This is a genomic window from Alteromonas naphthalenivorans (genome assembly GCF_000213655.1).
Taxonomy (GTDB): Bacteria; Pseudomonadota; Gammaproteobacteria; order Enterobacterales; family Alteromonadaceae; genus Alteromonas; species Alteromonas naphthalenivorans.
Window position 1 is genome coordinate 2,986,469 of the sequence record NC_015554.1, and the last position, 19,785, is coordinate 3,006,253.

At 43.8% G+C, this 19,785-nt stretch carries 18 protein-coding genes; 11 read left to right on the forward strand and 7 right to left on the reverse strand.

Translation table 11 applies throughout. From position 1 onward, the window contains the following. Positions 1–84: 84 nt before the first annotated feature. The 7 genes from fliG to AMBT_RS13110 form a co-directional block, all read right to left on the reverse strand. On the reverse strand, positions 85–1,125 hold the full coding sequence (gene fliG, locus AMBT_RS13080; protein WP_013785105.1) for a flagellar motor switch protein FliG: 1,041 nt from the start codon (positions 1,123–1,125) through the stop codon (positions 85–87). Between the two features lie 13 nt (positions 1,126–1,138). Further along, entirely contained in the window at positions 1,139–2,833 is a 1,695-nt protein-coding gene (fliF, locus tag AMBT_RS13085; RefSeq protein ID WP_013785106.1) for a flagellar basal-body MS-ring/collar protein FliF, read from the reverse strand. A gap of 12 nt (positions 2,834–2,845) precedes the next feature. Continuing rightward, on the reverse strand, positions 2,846–3,175 hold the full coding sequence (gene fliE, locus AMBT_RS13090) for a flagellar hook-basal body complex protein FliE (RefSeq protein WP_013785107.1): 330 nt from the start codon (positions 3,173–3,175) through the stop codon (positions 2,846–2,848). A 425-nt stretch (positions 3,176–3,600) separates the two neighbouring features. Then, on the reverse strand, positions 3,601–4,941 hold the full coding sequence (locus AMBT_RS13095) for a sigma-54-dependent transcriptional regulator (RefSeq protein ID WP_013785108.1): 1,341 nt from the start codon (positions 4,939–4,941) through the stop codon (positions 3,601–3,603). A gap of 18 nt (positions 4,942–4,959) precedes the next feature. After that, a complete protein-coding gene (locus AMBT_RS13100) occupies positions 4,960–6,123 on the reverse strand; it encodes a sensor histidine kinase (protein ID WP_013785109.1) in 1,164 nt (387 codons plus the stop codon). Between the two features lie 132 nt (positions 6,124–6,255). Next, entirely contained in the window at positions 6,256–7,707 is a 1,452-nt protein-coding gene (locus AMBT_RS13105; RefSeq protein ID WP_013785110.1) for a sigma-54 dependent transcriptional regulator, read from the reverse strand. 155 nt (positions 7,708–7,862) lie between these two features. After that, positions 7,863–8,663, reverse strand: a complete 801-nt coding sequence (locus AMBT_RS13110) for a flagellin (protein WP_013785111.1) — start codon at positions 8,661–8,663, stop codon at positions 7,863–7,865. Positions 8,664–8,911: 248 nt separating this feature from the next. Between AMBT_RS13110 and pseB the strand changes: the two genes are divergently transcribed. The 11 genes from pseB (at position 8,912) to AMBT_RS21950 (ending at position 19,636) form a co-directional block, all read left to right on the forward strand. Next, positions 8,912–9,913 carry a UDP-N-acetylglucosamine 4,6-dehydratase (inverting) gene (gene pseB, locus AMBT_RS13115; protein WP_013785112.1) on the forward strand — a complete coding sequence of 334 codons (1,002 nt, stop codon included), beginning with the start codon at positions 8,912–8,914 and terminating at the stop codon, positions 9,911–9,913. Then, a complete protein-coding gene (gene pseC / locus AMBT_RS13120) occupies positions 9,910–11,100 on the forward strand; it encodes a UDP-4-amino-4,6-dideoxy-N-acetyl-beta-L-altrosamine transaminase (RefSeq protein ID WP_013785113.1) in 1,191 nt (396 codons plus the stop codon). The genes pseB and pseC overlap by 4 nt, the downstream gene beginning before the upstream one ends. Before the next feature lie 63 nt (positions 11,101–11,163). Further along, a complete protein-coding gene (gene pseF, locus AMBT_RS13125) occupies positions 11,164–11,865 on the forward strand; it encodes a pseudaminic acid cytidylyltransferase (protein ID WP_013785114.1) in 702 nt (233 codons plus the stop codon). Next, entirely contained in the window at positions 11,859–12,983 is a 1,125-nt protein-coding gene (gene pseG, locus AMBT_RS13130; RefSeq protein WP_013785115.1) for a UDP-2,4-diacetamido-2,4,6-trideoxy-beta-L-altropyranose hydrolase, read from the forward strand. The genes pseF and pseG overlap by 7 nt, the downstream gene beginning before the upstream one ends. Position 12,984: 1 nt before the next feature. Beyond that, entirely contained in the window at positions 12,985–14,034 is a 1,050-nt protein-coding gene (pseI, locus tag AMBT_RS13135) for a pseudaminic acid synthase (protein WP_013785116.1), read from the forward strand. Between the two features lie 4 nt (positions 14,035–14,038). Beyond that, positions 14,039–14,695 carry a UDP-4-amino-4,6-dideoxy-N-acetyl-beta-L-altrosamine N-acetyltransferase gene (gene pseH / locus AMBT_RS13140; RefSeq protein WP_013785117.1) on the forward strand — a complete coding sequence of 219 codons (657 nt, stop codon included), beginning with the start codon at positions 14,039–14,041 and terminating at the stop codon, positions 14,693–14,695. A 23-nt stretch (positions 14,696–14,718) separates the two neighbouring features. Then, positions 14,719–14,988 (forward strand): acyl carrier protein, encoded by a 270-nt coding sequence (locus tag AMBT_RS13145; protein ID WP_013785118.1) that lies wholly within the window; start codon positions 14,719–14,721, stop codon positions 14,986–14,988. Positions 14,989–14,992: 4 nt separating this feature from the next. Beyond that, complete coding sequence (locus tag AMBT_RS13150) at positions 14,993–16,324, forward strand: ANL family adenylate-forming protein (protein ID WP_013785119.1); 1,332 nt, start codon at positions 14,993–14,995, stop codon at positions 16,322–16,324. A gap of 4 nt (positions 16,325–16,328) precedes the next feature. Beyond that, positions 16,329–17,066 (forward strand): SDR family NAD(P)-dependent oxidoreductase, encoded by a 738-nt coding sequence (locus AMBT_RS13155; RefSeq protein WP_013785120.1) that lies wholly within the window; start codon positions 16,329–16,331, stop codon positions 17,064–17,066. Positions 17,067–17,207: 141 nt separating this feature from the next. After that, positions 17,208–18,719 carry a CDP-glycerol glycerophosphotransferase family protein gene (locus AMBT_RS13160; RefSeq protein ID WP_013785121.1) on the forward strand — a complete coding sequence of 504 codons (1,512 nt, stop codon included), beginning with the start codon at positions 17,208–17,210 and terminating at the stop codon, positions 18,717–18,719. Between the two features lie 17 nt (positions 18,720–18,736). After that, positions 18,737–19,636 (forward strand): class I SAM-dependent methyltransferase, encoded by a 900-nt coding sequence (locus AMBT_RS21950; protein ID WP_013785122.1) that lies wholly within the window; start codon positions 18,737–18,739, stop codon positions 19,634–19,636. The last annotated feature ends 149 nt before the right edge of the window (positions 19,637–19,785 follow it).

Sequence of the window (19,785 nt, forward strand, 5' to 3'; positions counted from 1 at the left end):
TCTACCCAGGTAACGTTTATGAGGCCTTTAGGAAATTAACGCAAAGGCCTATTTTAACCACAATGGCGAATAATTAATGAAGGGTTATAAGAACTCTTCACCGCCTCCGCCGCCCAGCATAATTTCACCTGAATCAGACAGTCTTCTGGCAACAGAGAGAATTTCTTTCTGTGCGGTTTCAACTTCAGATATACGTACAGGCCCTAAGGCTTCAAGGTCGTCGTTAAGCATTTCTGCTGCACGCTTCGACATGTTTTTCATAATCTTGTTCTTAAGTTCTTCATCGGCGCCTTTAATTGACTTAAGCAGCGCATCTTGTTGCACTTCGCGCAAGATAGCTTGAATACCTTTATCGTCTACATCGACTAAATTGTCGAAGACAAACATGAGATCTTGAATTTGCTGGCTCATCTCTTCGTCTTGTTCACGGATGGCATCCATCAACTGACCTTCAATAGCGGTATCAAGATAGTTCATGATGTTCGCTGCAGATTTCAGGCCGCCCATTTTAGCTGCTTGCGTACCCGCTTGACCGGCGAACTGTTTCTCCATGATTTCGTTAAGCTCTTGCAGTGCAGCAGGCTGAACTTCTTCAAGGTTAGCAATACGCATTAACAAGTCTAGGCGCACTTTTTCTGGGAACTGCGCCAATATTTCGGCACTCTGCTCTGGCTCTAAGTACGACAATACAATGGTTTGAATCTGAGGGTGCTCGTTTCGAATGATACTGGCCACTTGCTTCGAGTCCATCCACTTCAACGAATCTAGGCCTTTCGCCCCACTTCCCATCAGTATTTGGTCAATTAAGTTAGCCGCTTTATCTTCACCTAGTGCAGCTGTAAGCGCTCGCTTAACAAAGTCTTGGCTCTGGAAGCCGATGGTACTGTAGTTTTGAATCTCTTCAATAAAGTGTTTATGCACAGACGTAATTTTTGTCTGCGTCATATCATCCACTTTTGCCATCTCAGAGCCCAGCTTTTGAACTTGCTTTGGCTCAAGATGTTTTAATATTTGTGCAGCGTCTTCTTCAGACAAACTCAGAAGCAAAATAGCGGCTTTTTCAACCCCTTCTAGCTTACTGACGTCATAGGACGCTTCTTCAGTAGTGGCAAGTTCTTCAGCCATAATACGCTCTCACTTACTCATCTTGCATCAGCCAGCCCTTAACAACTTGGGCTGACAATTCAGGTTCGTTCGCAACCAGTGCACGAACCGCTTTTAATACGTCTTCATCTTTATGTAAATCTGGCAGCATTAGTGAACCATCTGCCGCGAAGCCCACCTGACCTTCATCGAAGTCAGTAGACAGCATACTAATGGTTTCGTCACCAAGGTCTAAACCTTCATCTGCATCAAAGTCGTCAGCTTCTTTCGACTCATCAGGGTTAATCAAGCGACGTAGCATTGGTCTTATCACAAAGATGATAAGCACGATAATAACCAAACCACCAATGACTAGCTTGAGTATAGGCAAAAATGCGGGCTGTTCCCATATTGGCGCATCTTCAATAACACCATCATCCATACGAGTGAACGGAACACTCACCACTTCTAGCGAGTCGCCACGAGTCACATCAAACCCAACACCACCTTGTAGCAAACGGCGAATGTTTAATAACGCTTCTTGATTGCGAGGCTCTGCCGAGGTAGTACCATCTTCACCAGCAACTTGAAGATAGTCTACCGCCACCGATACGCTTAACCTGCGAATTACGCCACTTTGCTTTTTGGTATGACTAATGGTGGTGTCTAGTTCGTAGTTACGAGTAGATACTTTCGACGTGCTTCCTGGCAAAGTAGCTTGTGCGCCTGCTTCTGGATTTTCAGGAATATTCGAGTCTAACGGAGGTTGATTAGTTAACGCGCCAGGAATACCCATAGCACCACCACCCACGCTATTTTGTTCGTTGATCATTTCGCTACGAACAGCTGGTAAGTCGGGATTATAGCTACGCTGAGTTTGCTCAAGTGCAGTAAAGTCCATACTCACATCCGCTTGCGCGGTGTAATTACCAATACCTAAAACAGGAATAAGAATAGCGTCAATTTTTTCTAGATATTCTTGTTCGCGCTGTCTTTCAATTTCATATTCTTTTCGTGCACGAGCGCTGAGTGAATCTTGTGAACCCGAATTTAGCAATCGGCCATTGCTATCGGTCACCGTTACCGCTGAAGGCTCCATGTTCTGTACGGCTGACGCCACAATATCGATAACTGAGTCGACTTCCTCTCCCGCAATCACTTTGCCGCGCTTAGCGGTAAGTACTACCGTAGCCGAGGCTTTTTTCTCTCGGCGAGCAAACACATTTTCTTTTGGCATGGCCAATAGAACGCGTGCTTTTTGTATACTGGAGATATCTTCAATAGTGGCGGCTATTTGTTGTTCACGGGCATGTTTCAAGCGTTCCATCTCTACCCGCTGACTTACTCCGAATCCCATGTCCTGCATGATGATATCGGTACCAGCATCAGAAGAACCGGTTAAGCCCTGACGTGTCATGCCCAAGCGTATAGTTTGAAATTCGTCACTTCGAACGTAAACCGTATTTCCCTCTAAACGATATTCTATTTGATTGGCGTCCATGTAATCCAAGGTTTCGATAAGCTCTTGGGTTTCCATTTTTGCTAACGGACGAAAATCAGGCTCTTGCGCCCAAATTAGTATAAAGACTGCAATTGCGACACAAATAACAAGCACTACCACTAACGCCATTTGGCGCATCATGTCTGCACTGCCTAAGGTATCCATAAATCCTGATTTATTCTCAGGCTCGTTATCGCTCCCCATGGAAGGGTCGTTAACGGTTAAATTTGTGCCTGTTGCTTCAGCCATGACTTACTCCAACTACACCGGCATGTTCATAATGGTTTTATACGCTTCAAGTACCTTGTTACGTACTTGCACTGTGGCCTCAAAGGCTATGCCTGCTTTCTCTTTGGTTAGCATAACTTCGGCAAGGCTCAATGACTTATCACCCATTTCAAACCGCTGCTGTAAATCTTTAGATTCTAATTGCATGCCATTAACCCCATCTACCGCTTGTTTAAGCATGGTAGAGAACTCGTTGGCCGAGGGGTTAATCTCGTTTGATGGTTGAAGTTCGTTTGCAGGCATACGAGTTTGCCCAATCATGCTTTGCATTTCTTGGTACAAACTATTGGCTTTAACGTCCATAACCACTCCTTCGAATATCGGTGGGGAATTGCCGTTTAACGACAATGCGCTCTGATGACTAATACTTAACTATAAGACAACTAGTTATAACTATAAGACTACTAGCAAGTGGCAAGCCAACTTTAAAAGTCACGCAAAAACCATTTCAAAGCAATGAGTTACGCAGATTTGTAAAGAAGTAGCCAATTTTATGACAGAGAGGGGGAAATAGCGTCAAGAAAGTGAATGGGCGTAAAGTGGTGTAAATGCGTAATGTAAAATAGCGAGGAGCAGCGCAAAACACTTCGTGTATTACCGTGACGCACAACCAAATACAAGGCCAAGCTAAGCCAACAAATAGTACAGCACAGCAGATAACACGTTAAAAATAAGGGGCTAAAATAAAGAATAAAAGCCCCTCTTAATTACCAAGCTAGTTTGATATGTTAGGCGGGTAATTCAATCCCATCTTCACGCATTCTAGCTAACTTATAACGTAAGGTTCGAGGGCTGATACCTAGTTTTTCTGCCACATCTTTACGCTTACCGTTACACAAGGTAAGTGTATCAAGGATGATTTGATGTTCTTGCTGGCGAAGCTCTGAGCCTAAACGACTATTATCTTCGGGCTCGTCCTGCTTTACTGCCATCTCGTCATGCACCGCCATATCAATCATTAAGTCACCAGACTCTATACTGCCATCTTCACACAGTATGAGAGCCCGCTGAATAACATTTTCAAGCTCTCGCACGTTACCTGGCCAAGTGTATTGCGCCAATTTATTTCGTGCCGCGGCACTGAGACGAACATTGCCTAAGCCTTGTACGCTAGTGTGACGATTAATCAGATGTTCAGCTAGCGGTACAATATCACCCGGACGCTCAGCAAGTGGCCGCCATGTGATAGGAAAAACATTTAAGCGGTAATACAAATCTTCTCGGAAGTTTCCTAGTTCTACCGCTTTACGTAAATCGCGGTTACTGGTGGCAATAACCCGTACATCTAGTTTAATCGTTTTGCGCCCACCGAGTCGCTCTACTTCACGCTCTTGAATAACACGAAGTAGTTTCGCCTGAAGCGCTAAATCCATTTCGGTAATTTCATCTAATAGCAGTGTACCGCCTTGGGCTTGTTCAAACTTACCCGGACAGGCCTGAATAGCGCCGGTAAACGCGCCTTTTTCATACCCGAACAAGGTAGCCTCAAGCATGTTTTCAGGAATAGCGGCGCAGTTAATTGCCACAAAAGGCGCATCGGCGCGAGTAGACTGATCGTGTATATAGCGAGAAAGTACTTCCTTACCAGAACCACTTGGCCCAAGCACCATCACGGTCGCTTCTGACTTCGCCACTTTTCTTGATAATTCAAGTAGTTTTAAACTAGAAGGGTCAGCCACAATAGGCGTGCAAGATTCTACTTTTTGAGCAGGTGCATAGCGCCCAACAAGATTAAGTAGCACTTCAGGGGCGAATGGCTTAGACAGATAATCAGTAGCACCATCTCGCATGGCCTGCACGGCATCATCAATGGTGGCATACGCTGTCATTAACAATACAGGCAGTTGAGGGTATTTCGCCTTAATGCTTTTCAACAAAGTAAGGCCGCTCATTTCACCCATTTGAATATCACTCACCACAAGATCTATCTTTCGACCCGCTAATACCATTAATGCAGCCTCGGCACAGTCGGCATCTACAACATCGTAATCGCCTAGTAATAAGGTGTCGTACAACGCTTCGCGTAACCCAGCATCGTCTTCCACGATAAGAATAGTTGTTTTAGACATTTCTAATTCTCCTAGCAATTAAGCGACATTTGAGTGAGGCTTATTGTGTTGCCCGATAGCCTGAGTGTTACAAGGCAATGCAAGCGTAAAGCAAGCACCTCCTTCATTAAGATTTACCACGCTAAGCGAACCGTTATGTGCTTTAGCTACCGATTTCACCACGGCTAACCCCAGCCCTGTACCATGAGTTTTGGTGGTAAAGAACGGCTCGAATATTTTATTGATTAGGGTATTGGGTACACCTGGTCCCTTATCATTAACGCAAAGTAGCACCTTATCTTCATGCACTACTGCATTAACTGAAACCGTGTAGCCCTTAGGCGTAACTTGACTCGCATTTTGAATAAGGTTCAGCACAGCACCTTGCAACGCGGTGAGATTCCCAGTGATAAGTGCATCCGTTGAATCGAAGCCATGAAAAGCAATTTTTTGTGCTTGCTGCGCAGTGATGGTTTGCGCATTCGGCTCAATGGCTTCTCGCAAGCTGGCAAGCGACAAGGTATTCACAACTTGTTGTTCACCAGACTTGGCGAACAACAGCATGTCATTAACTTGGCTTTCTAACTCTTTCAGTCTGTCTGTCATCTTTCGAGCAAATTGCTCAGATGCATGCTGGGGTAAATCTTTTCGCGTTAAATTAGAGGCATAAAGCATAGCGGCGGATAAAGGCGTGCGAATCTGATGCGCAAGGGATGCCACCATTTTGCCTAACGAAGATAAACGCTGCATATGGCTGACACTGGCTTGAAGCCGACGTGTCTCCGTCAAATCGGTAATAACAATCAGTTGCCCTGGCTCGTCTTCAAGTGGCGTTATAGAAAGTTTAACGCGACGACCATCTACCAATGACACTTCATGACCATCGTCTGCACGAGGGTTAAATGAGCGAGCAATGATGCTACGCCATATTTGTTCTTCTAACGGCTCACCCAGCAATGCCTTAGCTAAGTCATTGGCTTGACGCACAACCCCTTTGCCGTCAATAACGATGACGCCAGCTGGCATGACCTGAAGCAAGTTCTCCAAACGACTAGCTTGGCGACGAAGTGAACTGACTTCTGCTTCACTCACATACGACGGTGTTGCAGCCTCAAGCGCATGCTCGACACTAGGCACATCATAAGATGAAGTGAATTGTTCAGAAGATGAAGTACTGCTGTCGTGTGTGCTATCAAAAATCATATGGCTCTCGTCAATTTAAAGACGGTTTGTGTATATGATTTTATATAGCAGAAGCCATGCCAGTTTTTTAGATGATATTTATCAGATAGTTACGATAAATTTAGGCAGAAGTTTAACGTCAGGTAATTGACGTTAAACTTCTTCCATACGCTGAATATCGTACTTACGCATTTTCTCAACAAGGGTAGTTCTACGCATTCCGAGCTTATCTGCAGCGCGAGCAACGACCCACTCTTGTTGTTCTAATGCTTGGCGAATGAGGGTGATCTCAAGCTCAGAAAGATACTCTTTTAGATTAACCCCTTCTTCAGGAAGTGAGGAAGAAACCGGCAAGCCAGACTCTTCTTCTGGTTCATCGTACGGGTCTTGCGAAGCTGATTCTGCGAAAAGCGCATTAAACGCGTCTCGCTCTAGCAACTCTTCGGGGTAATCTGGTTCGTACGCTTGAATTTCACCGTACTGGTATTTCTCTGGAAGGTCGGCCACATCAACGATTTGACCGGGATAAAGTATGCTCAGGCGCTCAACTAAATTTGAGAGTTCACGAACATTACCCGCCCAATTATGTTCCATTAACGATTCTATTGCGCGTTCAGTGAACCTCACACTATCTACACCATCCCCTTGAATACGGCTGTTGAGTTCTTGCAGCAGTAACGGGATGTCGTCTTTGCGTTGACGTAATGCAGGGCTATCAATAGGGAACACATTTAAGCGGTAGTAGAGATCTTCACGAAACTTATCTTCTTTGATCATAGTTTCTAGATGACGATGGGTTGCCGCAATAATACGAACATTGCATTGTTGAGGCTTACTACCACCTACTCGCTCGTAAATACGCTCTTGCAGTACCCGCAGCAGTTTGACTTGCATCTGCAACGGCATGTCGCCAATTTCATCTAGAAATAATGTTCCACCCTCGGCTAATTCAAAACGGCCTTTTCGAGCACTTATAGCTCCAGTAAACGCGCCTTTTTCGTGACCAAACAATTCACTTTCAAGAAGCTCGCCGGGAATAGCACCGCAGTTAACAGGAATAAAGGGGCCATCTTTACGTTCTGACAAGAAATGTACATTACGTGCCACCACTTCCTTACCTGTACCAGACTCACCCAAAATTAGCACTGTTGCCTCTGTTGGAGCCACTTGCTCTACCAACCTACGCACAATCTGAATTTCGTCGCTTTTACCAACCAAACTTCTAAACAAGCGAGTTTTAGACCCACCAGCGCGGGTTTTACCCGGCTTTCTGCGGCTGTATTCTTGGCATCGGTGAATTGATTGCGTAAGTACTGGGTAAGTAAGCGGTAAGGTGATCACGCTGACTAAATTGCACGACGCGGCCACTTCGCCATTTGAATGTAAAATGGCAACGAATGGTATGTGTGGAAAACGAGCAACCAGTGAATTCACCACTGACGGTGACGCGTACTCAATAAGTACCGCATCTGCGCCCTTTTCTTTCAGGTAACTTTCACAGTCAGAAAGCCCTCGTGACTGACACGACTCTCCCAAAAAGGTGACTATGGTTTCTAAGCTATGAATTAGTTCCTGGCTATCACTAACCAGCAAAATATCCTTCATCAAATCCCCGAGAACGCTTTGTTATTATTTACAGTTTAGCGCATTTGTAAATTGTAACGACAAAAGATCGCAGCGCAACTGGTGTTTTCGGAAATGTAGCAATAAAAAAAGCAGGATTCCCTGCTTCTTTCGAATAACTCACTCAAATTTAATGTTTAACTGAGCAACGCTAAAACCTGCCCTTGCTGCTGATTCGCTTGGGCTTGAACCGTTAAAGCCGCTTGTCCTTGCACATCATTTGCCGCTTGTTGAGAGCTTGCTTGAGCGTAATCTAAATCTTGAATTCGACTACGTGCTTCTGCGGTGTTCACATTGGATTGGGTTAAATTTCGAGCAGTACTAGCCAAACTATTTTGCGTAGCGCCCAAATCCCCACGTGCGCCACCCAAAATTTCAATCGCTTCGTCGGTAGCACTTAACGCATCATCAACACTACTACCAGAGGTTAAATCGATAGAAAGAACATCTGATAGTTGGCTGCCAATATCTTGGGTTTTAACATCAACTGAATTGCCACCATTCGCCCCAACTTGAAAACTTAGCGCGCCATTGTCTGACAACAAGGGTTTACCTGCAAAATTGGTTTGTTCAATGGTAAAGCTGATGTTCTCTTGAAGCTGTGATATTTCAGATTGCAGTGCTTGACGGTCGCCGTCGCTTAAAACGCCATTACCTGACTGAATGGTAAGTTCACGTATACGGTTAACATCATCATTGATGTTACTTAACCCGCCTTCAGCGACTTGGGCTAACGAAATGCCATCATAAACGTTATTAACAGCCTGACGATTGCCTTCAACCTCAGAAGTTAAACGGTCAATAATTTGTTGGGCCGCTGCGCCGTCTGAAGCGCTATTAATTTCTTTGCCGGACGCAAGTTTTTCCAAAAGCGTATTTTGCTTTTCTTGTACTTGCTGAAGAAGCGAACTGCCTATGTCAGAATCAACTTTCAACATATTAACCTCCGGTTAAGTGATAATTGCGGTAATTAGTTCAGTAATTATACAGCATTTTACGAAACTCAAGTACCCCACTTCATCATTAATAAGTATACATTGGCATACTCATATATAGATTGGCGTGCTAAATTTGTATTTAAAAGCGAAATATAGCGAATAGGAACTGTTAAAAACTAATGGTTTATGGCATTCGCGCCGACACATGATATATTTATTTTCATAATGATAAAAATAGCGAGCGAGACATGTTCGACGGTAAATCAATACTGATAACAGGTGGTACTGGGTCTTTTGGACACAAATATACAGAAACCTTGTTGTCTCGTTACAAACCTAAGCGCTTAATCATCTACTCTCGTGATGAACTCAAGCAATACGAAATGCAGCAGAAATTTAACGCCTCTTGTATGCGATATTTCATTGGTGATGTTCGTGATAAAGACCGGTTAACTCGTGCTATGCAAGGTGTTGATTATGTTATTCATGCCGCTGCTATGAAGCAAGTGCCTGCTGCAGAGTACAACCCAACCGAGTGTATACGCACGAATATAGATGGCGCTGAAAATGTGATTAACGCCGCCATCGATAACGGTGTGAGTAAAGTCATTGCATTATCCACTGACAAAGCGGCTAACCCTGTCAATCTATACGGTGCAACAAAACTCGCTTCAGATAAATTATTTGTAGCTGCTAATAATATGGTTGGCGGTAAGAAACCTCGATTCTCAGTGGTACGCTACGGTAACGTTGTGGGATCTAGAGGCTCAGTGGTGCCTTTTTTCAATAAATTAATTGATGAAGGTAACGACCATATACCTATTACGCATCAAGATATGACGCGATTCTGGATCACGCTTCAGCAAGGCGTAGATTTTGTATTGAAAAACTTTGCGCGTATGCTGGGCGGAGAGATTTTTGTTCCTAAAATCCCCTCTATTCGCATTACCGAATTAGCAAAAGCGATGGCACCTAACTTACCTATAAAGATTATTGGTATACGACCAGGTGAAAAGCTACACGAAATGATGTGCCCCGGCGATATGGCATTTCACACTTACGAATTTGACGATCATTTCGTGATTGCGCCGGCCATTAAATTCTTTCACCGCAGCAATAATTTTACTAGCAATGCCCTTGATGAAAAAGGTAAGCCAGTAGCGGAAGGTTTCGAATATATATCAGATACAAACCCTTCGTTTTTAACTGTTGATGAGATAATTCAGTTTAACGAGGAGTCTGAGGCATGATCCCTTATGGTCGTCAGCATTTAGATGACGATGATATTGAGGCAGTAGTGTCAGCCCTAAAATCGGATTGGCTTACACAGGGCCCCGCTGTACCTAAGTTTGAACAAGCGATGGCCAGTTATTGCAATGCCAATCATGCTGTAGCAACCAACAGCGCCACTTCCGCATTACACCTTGCCTGCTTGGCACTCAATGTGGGTTTAGGTGATTGTGTATGGACATCACCAAACTCTTTTGTGGCATCAGCAAACTGCGCCCTTTACTGTGGCGCAGATGTGGATTTCGTTGATATTGATTTCTCCACCGGCAATATGTGCATGCGGGCTCTTGCTGAAAAACTTGAAGCGGCAGAACGCGACAACACGCTACCTAAAGTTTTGATACCCGTTCATTTTGCAGGGCAGTCCTGTGACATGGCTGAACTTGCGAAACTTGCAACACGGTATCAATTTCGAATAATCGAAGATGCCTCACATGCGGTAGGCGCTCGTTACAACGACAAAAACGTAGGTAGTTGCGAGTTTTCAGATATTTGTATTTTTAGTTTTCACCCCGTTAAAATCATTACCACGATGGAAGGTGGTATGGCGCTTACCAATAACGAAGAACTATGCAACCAAATGGCGTTGCAACGAAGTCATGGTGTATCTGCCGATGCGGCTTTGTTAACCGAACCTTCCCACGGTCCCTGGTATTATCAGCAGCACTCGTTAGGTTTCAACTACCGTATGAACGATGTAGAAGCGGCACTAGGTTTAAGCCAACTTACAAAATTGCCCCAGTTTGTAGAGAAGCGTAATCAACATGCTAAGCGCTACCACCAGCTATTTTCTGAAATGCACGAGTTGCTGGCCGAAAGCCAAGTCGAGATAGCACCGTTAGTCGTCGACGAAAACAGCTATAGCAGTTATCACCTCTATGTGGTTCGGTTCATTGGCATTGATGATAATCAGCATCGCCAGGTTATAACGTTCTTGCGCGAACAAGGTATTGTAGGGCATGTTCATTATATTCCAATTTATCTTCAACCTTACTATCAAGCTTTGGGCTTCAAAAAGGGTTATTGCCCGAATGCCGAAACCTACTACACACAAGCAGTTACCCTTCCACTATTTCCAGATCTTACGCCTTCACAAATTTCACTTGTGGCCGATAAAGTAAAAGAAGCACGCTTACTCGTCGCTTGATAAGTGCCGCGAGTACAAAATAATGAAGCCGTAATGAAAGCAAAGGTATAGAGCACGTTACTCATGAATATAGCCATTATTCCAGCCCGAGGCGGAAGTAAGCGCATCCCTCGAAAGAATATTAAGTTATTTCGGGGTAAGCCTATTATTGCCTACTCAATAGAAGCCGCACTTAGCAGTATTGCTATTGATAAAGTCGTGGTGTCCACTGACGATAGGGAAATTGCCGATATTGCCATTCAATATGGCGCAGAAGTGCCTTTCTTAAGAGAGGTATCACTGGCAGACGACAAGACAGGTACTACGCCGGTAATTCGCAGTGCGCTAGAATCTTTAGTCGCTCTGGGGTGGGATGTTAATGTTTGTGCGTGCTTGTATGCTACCGCACCTTTTTTAAGTGGGTCGCTAATGGATGATGCTGTTCACCGGCTTCAGCAAGATAATGCTGAGTTTGTCTTTACGGTAAATCAATTCTCTTTCCCTATTCAACGAGCACTATTGCAATCTGAATATGGTGAAGTAATGCCATTTAATCCTGAAACGATTGGTAAACGCTCGCAAGATTTACCCGACACCTTTCATGATGCTGGGCAGCTATACGTTGCTTATGCCAATACATGGCTAGATAAAACTAAGCGGGTATTTTCCCCTCAATCTCGCATGATTAAACTCCCATCACACCTAGTTCAAGATATCGATACACCCGAAGATTGGAAGCGTGCAGAAGTGTTGTACAAAGTACTTAAAGAGATGGGTGAATGTTAAAAGTCGCTTTTCGCGTTGATGCTTCCATCGCTATTGGTGCTGGCCACGTTATGCGTTGCCTTACCTTGGCTCGAGCACTGCGTAACGTTGCGTATTGCGAATTTATTATCAGTAACAGCGGGGCTGCGCTTTCATCCAAGATAGAAGCTTCTGGGTACGATGTACATGTTATTGCTGACATAGACAACGACCCGGCGCAACACGCTGCGAATACATTAGCGGTAATATCGCCTAAAACCGACCTGATTATTATCGACCACTATAGCTTAGACGCTCACTACGAAACACGTTTATACAAGAAGGTTTCGGGTGTGATGGTGATTGATGATCTTGCCAATAGAAAACACCACTGCGATCTGCTTTTAGATGGCAACTTGCTGCCAAATAGCACTTCACGATATGAAAGTCTTGTTCCGAAAGATTGCATCACGCTTTTGGGGCCACAGTACACGTTATTGCGAGAAGAGTTCTACGCGGCTTCCCCTAAAAGAACCCAAAAACACATACCCAACATCGCACTTGAAACCAACGAGAAAGAAAAAAGAAAACGTATTCTAGTTTGCTTTGGGGGTACAGATCCCGAGAATGTAACCGATAAAACCTTATCAGCGATAAGTAAGCTGGACGCTTTACTTTTTGACGTTGATGTCGTGATTGGTAGCCAACATGTGGATTATGCCCAAATTGTTACCAAGGTGGCGCAGTTTCCTACTATGACATTGCACGTAGATACCACACAAATGGCAGTGCTTATGCAGCACGCGACAATAATGATTGGCGCAGGTGGTAGTATGCATTGGGAGCGCTGTGTTTCGGCTCTGCCTAGCATTGTTATAACACTTGCCGCCAACCAAGTCGCGACGACACAATATCTGTCAGAATTGGGAGCCTGCAAATGGCTTGGTGAAAGCGAAACAGTTACGCAGGACGCCATTGCGCATTCTGCCTTTGCGTTATTAAATGATGCAACGGCTCGGCAACATATGTCTCAAATCGCCTCTAAGCTCGTTCCAATAAATGGCGGCGCTGTTGCAGTGGTTGACGTCATAGTCGCGCAGATGAATAAGATAAAAGGCAAGACAGTGTTAAACAGAAAAATGTTAAGAGAGGAAGGCTAACGTGGATACATTTTCAATTGGTCATCATACTATTGGTGACACTCAGCCCCCTTTTATTATTGCAGAATTATCCGGTAACCATAACCAAGACCTTGATGTTGCATTGGCCATGGTAGACGCTGCCGCCGAGGCTGGTGTTCATGCGTTAAAGTTACAGACTTACACTGCTGATACCATGACATTAGATATTGCTACTGGCGAGTTCTATATTGATGATGAGAGTAGCCTTTGGCACGGTTCGTCTTTATATCAGTTGTATGAAAAAGCCTTTACACCGTGGGAGTGGCATAACGCTATTTTTGAACGCGCTAAAGCAAAAGGCATGGTTGCGTTTAGCACGCCATTCGATCTCACTTCAGTCGCATTTCTGGAAAGCCTAGACGTACCTTGTTATAAAATAGCCTCATTTGAAAATACCGACCACGCGCTTATTGCTGCCGTGGCTAAAACAGGTAAACCCGTTATTGTGTCTACAGGTATGGCAAGTTTGACAGAAATTTCAGAAGCGGTTGATGTGTTACGTGACAATGGCTGTGAAAATTACGTGCTACTTAAATGCACTAGCCAATACCCCGCCGACCCAGTAAACGCTAACTTACTGACTTTACCCCATTTAAAAGCCATGTTTGGATGCCATGTGGGATTATCTGATCACACTACAGGCATAGGGGTAGCTATTGCCGCTGCCGCACTCGGTGCGAGTGTGATTGAAAAACATTTCGTTATAGATAGAAATGCAGGCGGCGTGGACGCGGCATTTTCGTTAGAACCGAAAGAATTTAAACAGCTAGTAGAAGAAAGTCAGCGCGCACGCATTGCAGTGGGCGAAGTCAATTATGGCTGTACCGAGGCCGAGATTAATTCACGGGTACACAGGCGTTCGCTTTATATCGCTAACGATTTGAAGGCGGGTGATATTTTAACGCCAACAAACTTGCGTTCAATTAGACCAGGCCTTGGTTTACCTGTGAAAAACTTGCCCATGTTGTTAGGAAAGCCTGTCAATCAAGATGTGAAAAAAGGCACCCCTATGAACTGGGATCTTATTTAATCCCATGACACATATTCCAGTAGCAGCTAATGCGAAAACAACTAGCACAAAAGCTAAAATGCCACCTAATAGTCAATTTATACCTTTAAACGACACACACCTTGAAACGGTGCTTAGGTGGCGTAATTTACCGCATATACGCGCAAACATGCATTCGACCAACGAGATAAGCTGGCAACAGCACCTTAGCTGGTTTGAAACACTTAAAAATGATTCAAAGAAGCAGTTCTTTGTGTTTTTGCAAAACGAGCGCCCTATTGGCGTATTAAATTTCACCCTAGTTGACGCTATTGAGAACCGTCTTGAACTGACAACACCCTGCTTGGAATGGGGATGTTATATCGGTGAGGACAATGTGTGGCCGGGGTCGGGGTTGTTATTGGAAATTGCCGCACTTGATTACGCATTTATCGGTAAAAATGCAGCGACATTGTATGCTGAGGTGCTGTCGTCCAACCAATCAGTGCTCAAAATGCACAAGTTGTTTCAATACGATGCACTTGAAGATCGAACAGACGAAAAAACAGACGGCACTATTGTTACGGTAAAGCGCTTTTTATACCATCAAAAGCAGTGGCTTTTAAAACGGGAAAAAGTGCTTTCAATGCTACCAAAACAAATTGGCGCAGCCGCACAGCATATACATTTTACTAAATCTTAAACCATCAATAATGAACGAGACTAATGAGCGATTTAAACAGAACTGAGTTAGCGCAAACTATTTTAGATACTATGTCCAATGTAGCTGTCATTGCAGATTGTACGCTCATCGACACCATTAATGATGAAACCGTACTGCTTCAAAGCGGTTTAGATTCTTTGGGGTTTGCCATGTTAGTGGCGCAGCTTGAAGAAGACTTAGGTATAGATCCTTTCAGCGAGATGCAACTAGCCGTATACCCTCGTACTTTTGGAGAGTTCACCACGCTTTATGCAAGTGCATTAAAGGGCTAACAGGGTGTTGTCGCTGCTCGAGCAGGTTTCAAAATTTACAGGTATTGCCCTTGTTCACAATACAAGGGCTGAGATTAGTATTAATGATAACGCTCAAGCGATTCAATACACAACTTACGAAACCCTAATTGCCAAAGCCAAAGCATTACGCGCTAAGGGAAATTTGCCTTGCCACGCGGAACTTTCTTTTAAAGACCTAACCACCTTTGTAGCCCACTTGCTTGCGTATGAAAGCATGGTGGAAAATCTTTATCTACAACCTGAAACAGTGCTTGCACTCACTCATGAAAGCAGCACGAACACGACAGTCAGCACACAAAAAAAATCTGCTGCAACGGTGTGGCACTTGGCAACATCTGGAACGACCGGAACACCAAAATGGATTGGGCATACCAGTGCAAGTTTGTGCCGTGCTATTAAACAGGGTCAGCAGCATCAACAGACCCGCTGGGCATTATGCTATCAACCTTTTCGCTATGCGGGCCTACAGGTATTACTTCAAAGCCTGCTCAATGGCGCCACGTTAGTAGATTGTACTGCCACCGACACCGCAGAAAAGTTAGATATTATTAAACGTGAAAAAGTAAATGCAATTTCCGCCACTCCCACCCTTTGGCGTCAATTTTTATTAAGCGGTGCTTTTTCAAATAGTCAGCCTCCCTTCACTATCGATAAGATAACCCTTGGAGGAGAAATTACCGATGCCCCTTTGTTAGCCCAATTAGCAAGCCAATTTCCGAACGCTAAAATTATGCATGTCTATGCTTCTACCGAAGCCGGTGTGGGATTTGCGGTTACCGACAGCCAGCCTGGTTTTCCAAAACAATGGCTAACCGCGGGCGTAAATGGTAATAGCTTGAAAGTGGATAGCGAAAATGTGCTTTGGATTAAGACTGATGCAGCGAAAAACACTGAATTAGCCAAAGTTAATAGCACCATCGTAGAGGTCGATTCACAAGGCTATGTAAACACAAATGATGTAGTGATGATTGAAGACAATCGTGTTTACTTTAAAGGCAGAGCAAACGGCGCGATTAACGTCGGCGGGCAAAAAGTGCACCCTGAACATGTAGAACAAGTGCTATTACAATCACCATTAGTGTCACAAGCTCGAGTCTATGCGAAGCAAAGCAGTATCATGGGGCAACTCGTTGTGGCCGATGTTGTGCTTTGTGCTAGTAAAGACACTGAGACCAAGCCCGCGATTGCGTTATTGCTACATTGTAAAAAGCATCTTGACCGATTCGAAATACCTACAAAAATTAACGTTACTGATAGCATAGCCATCAACGCCACAGGCAAGATAGGCAGAGCCCAGCAAGCGTCTACAGAGTAAATATATGCAGCAGCCAACTTCAAATAAGAAACTAGTGATTGTGACCGGCGCGAGTCGCGGGTTAGGCCTTGCAATATGCCACCTGCTGGCAGCCGATAACTACCAAGTAGTGGCAATTTCACGGGCAAGTAGTGCCGCCCTTGACGCATTGTGTAGCAGCAATGATGTTACACATATTCCGTTTGATTTAGGGAACCTTGAATCACTTCACGAACTGACTAAATCAATAGTGAAAATACACGGTAGACCTTACGCGCTTATTAACAATGCCGCCGTAGGTTTCGATGGTGTATTGGCCACCATGCATAATAGCGAGATAAACACTCTGCTGAATGTGAATGTTCAAGCGCCCATTTTACTGACCAAATATTTGTCTCGTGCCATGTTACTTAACCGCACGGGTCGAATTATCAATATTTCCTCGATTATTGCCAATACGGGATTTAATGGTTTGAGCGTTTACGCCGCCAGTAAAGCGGCGCTTGAAGGATTTACCCGTTCCCTTGCTCGGGAAGTCGGCAAAGCCGGTATAACGGTGAATTGCGTAGCCCCTGGCTACATGCAAACAGACATGACAGATAGCCTTACTGGCGACAAACTTGAAGCGGTGAAACGACGTAGCCCCCTTGGCACACTTGCCACGCCTGAAGATGCGGCGGGGGCGGTCTTATATTTATTAAGTGATAGCGCAAAATCAATTACGGGTACAACCATAACTGTTGATGCTGGCAGCACTGCTTGAATATTTGGCGTTAACTTTTACTTTGGCAGTCAACGTCATGAGTACGTTTTATTATTTATTCTTTATAAATAATAGAACCTAGCCACGCACTAGATACGGATTAGACACGCATTGGCGAGAGCTTAACGAGAACGCATTACTATGCAGAGTAATATTAATACCTCACAACCAGTATACGTAGCGCCCGCCAACCCAGCAGGAAGGGCGCTTGCGAGTGCACTAACGTCCCAAGGGTACAATGTCTGCGGGCTTGCTGACAATTTAAAGCACGCCGATGGAATTATAAACTCGCACGCTCAATCAAAACCTGATGCCATGGTTATTATTTGTAGCGGCCCTTACACACACGGTGTCGCCAAAGGGCTCATAGCAAGAGGGTTTAGCCCAAATCAGCTTTATACCTCGGTTGAAAGCGAGAGCCTCGCCACAACTCAAGCTCCAAACTCATCCCCAAAGGGTGGCACGAACCTTCGCTCGACAATTCGACCGTACAAAACGCCTATAAGCGAGAAATTTAAGTCATTACGGTTTACCTTATTCTCATTCACCATCAAGGTATTGAGAAGCATGGTGCCTCAACGAGGCTATGTGTACTACGCGGAACAATTTTTCGATACCAACATGCTGTTAGCATACCGACAACACCGTAGACAACACCCTGATGAACCTTGGTTGATAGGCAGAGACATAAAGCAAGATTTAACCATGCTGGATGACGACAACCATCTATTACGCTTGTTTTCGCTTCAGGGGCTGTGGCACATGGTGCGGGCTAAAAAAATGGTGGTAGACCATGAGTTCACCGGTAATACCTTCACCCTTTTTAGAAGGTTTATTCCTGTCATACAGCTATGGCACGGGTTACCTTATAAAGCGCTGAGCGGAAATATTCATTACCCTGACATTTGTGATGATGCTTTCATATCTAGTTCATCATGGTTTAACGAACACATCTTTCCCACTATTTTTAGGGCCAGACGCTATTTAGATTACGGCTACCCTCGAAATGACGTTTTTAGTCAATTACCTCAAGAACGAGACTGGATCAACGCCGAGCCGCTTAGCACATTGACGCATATTCAAAATACCACAGGCAGTATTATTGTTTATGCCCCTACTTACCGCGATTGGGGAGATAACGATTACCCATTAGATTTAGATAAGATAAACGAATGGTGCGAAAAAAATAAACGCTCTTTTGTTTTAAAATTTCACCCTTTTATTTCAAGGCAATTTGGCGATGCCATGGCGCTGCCTGATAGTGAAAATGTGCAAGCTCTGCCTTCGTACCCTCACCTTTATTTATACCCCAGTGGAAAGAATATATATCCTTGGCTGGCAGATGCAGAAACCTTAATTACTGACTATTCATCAATCGCGTATGATTTTTTGCTAACCCAAAAACCAATTGTTTACTTTCAATATGATCTGGACAAATATAGAAAATTGAGAGGTCATACATTAGTTTCAGACGACTTATTTATAGCGGGCGAGCTTGTCTTCAATACTGAACAATTGCTAACTGTTCTTTTTAATATAATTGGACATCCTGTATCACGGCCTTGTGCTACTTTACTCAGCACTCTGAAGATAAATGAAGATTTATCATCTCCACAAATTATTGCTTTAGTTAAGTCACTCAATCAAAAATAAGATAAAAAAGGTAAGTCATGAAAAATATCTATATTTATGGAACTGGCAGTAAAGCACTACTGAACCTGCCTGCACTTGCGTTAGAATATAAAATACTGGGATTTGTGGATAGCGACGTTAATAAGCAAGGTGGTTTTTTTTTGGGGAAACCGATTGTTCACTTATCTTCCCTCAGTGAGATTGAGTACAATTATATAATCGTAGCAAGCAGTTTCTCTACTACTATATTTGAAAATTTAAAAGCTCATAATATACAAAATGCCATAGACGTAGATACTTTACCCAGTATTTTAGAGGTAGCCTCGGAATACACTACAATCTTGGGTAACATACAAGAATCGTCCCTTCCCTCTTTAAATACACTACCTAGAAAGTACATTGAAGGGACTATACTATTAGAAAACCGCGAAATACTTCTAGAGCAACTTCCCGTTGACAGTATCGGTGTTGAGCTAGGTGTCGCAGCGGGGGACTTTTCAGAACGAATTATTGCCAAGCTAAACCCTAAAAAACTTCATTTAGTAGACGTTTGGGACAGTGAACGCTACGGTGAGCATTTGTTCCAATCAGTTAAGCATAAATTCCGAGACGCAATAGAAAGTGGTAGCTGTCAAATACACAGAAATACGTCTTTAAAAGCAGTTGATGATTTTGAAGATAATTATTTCGACTGGGTCTATATAGATACAACACATGGTTATGCAACTACGAAAAAAGAACTTGCTGCTTATAACACCAAAATTAAACCAGGCGGTATCATTGCAGGTCATGACTATTGTATGGGTAACTGGTCTAAACGCAGTAGATATGGCGTTATTGAGGCTGTATATGAGTTTTGTAAAACATACGAATGGCGCATTAAGTATATTACAATGGACATAGATGAGCGACAGAGTTTCGCACTTGAACGCGTTTAATGATTAGCAACTCTATAGGCATCCCGCTCACTAAAATGTGGGCTAGTTTACCCACTACATGCTGTACGACTATTATTACTTAAAGTTATCTCTCGTTTCTCAAACATAAGTCCTTTTCAAAATTAATGGAAAAATATGAATTGAATCTG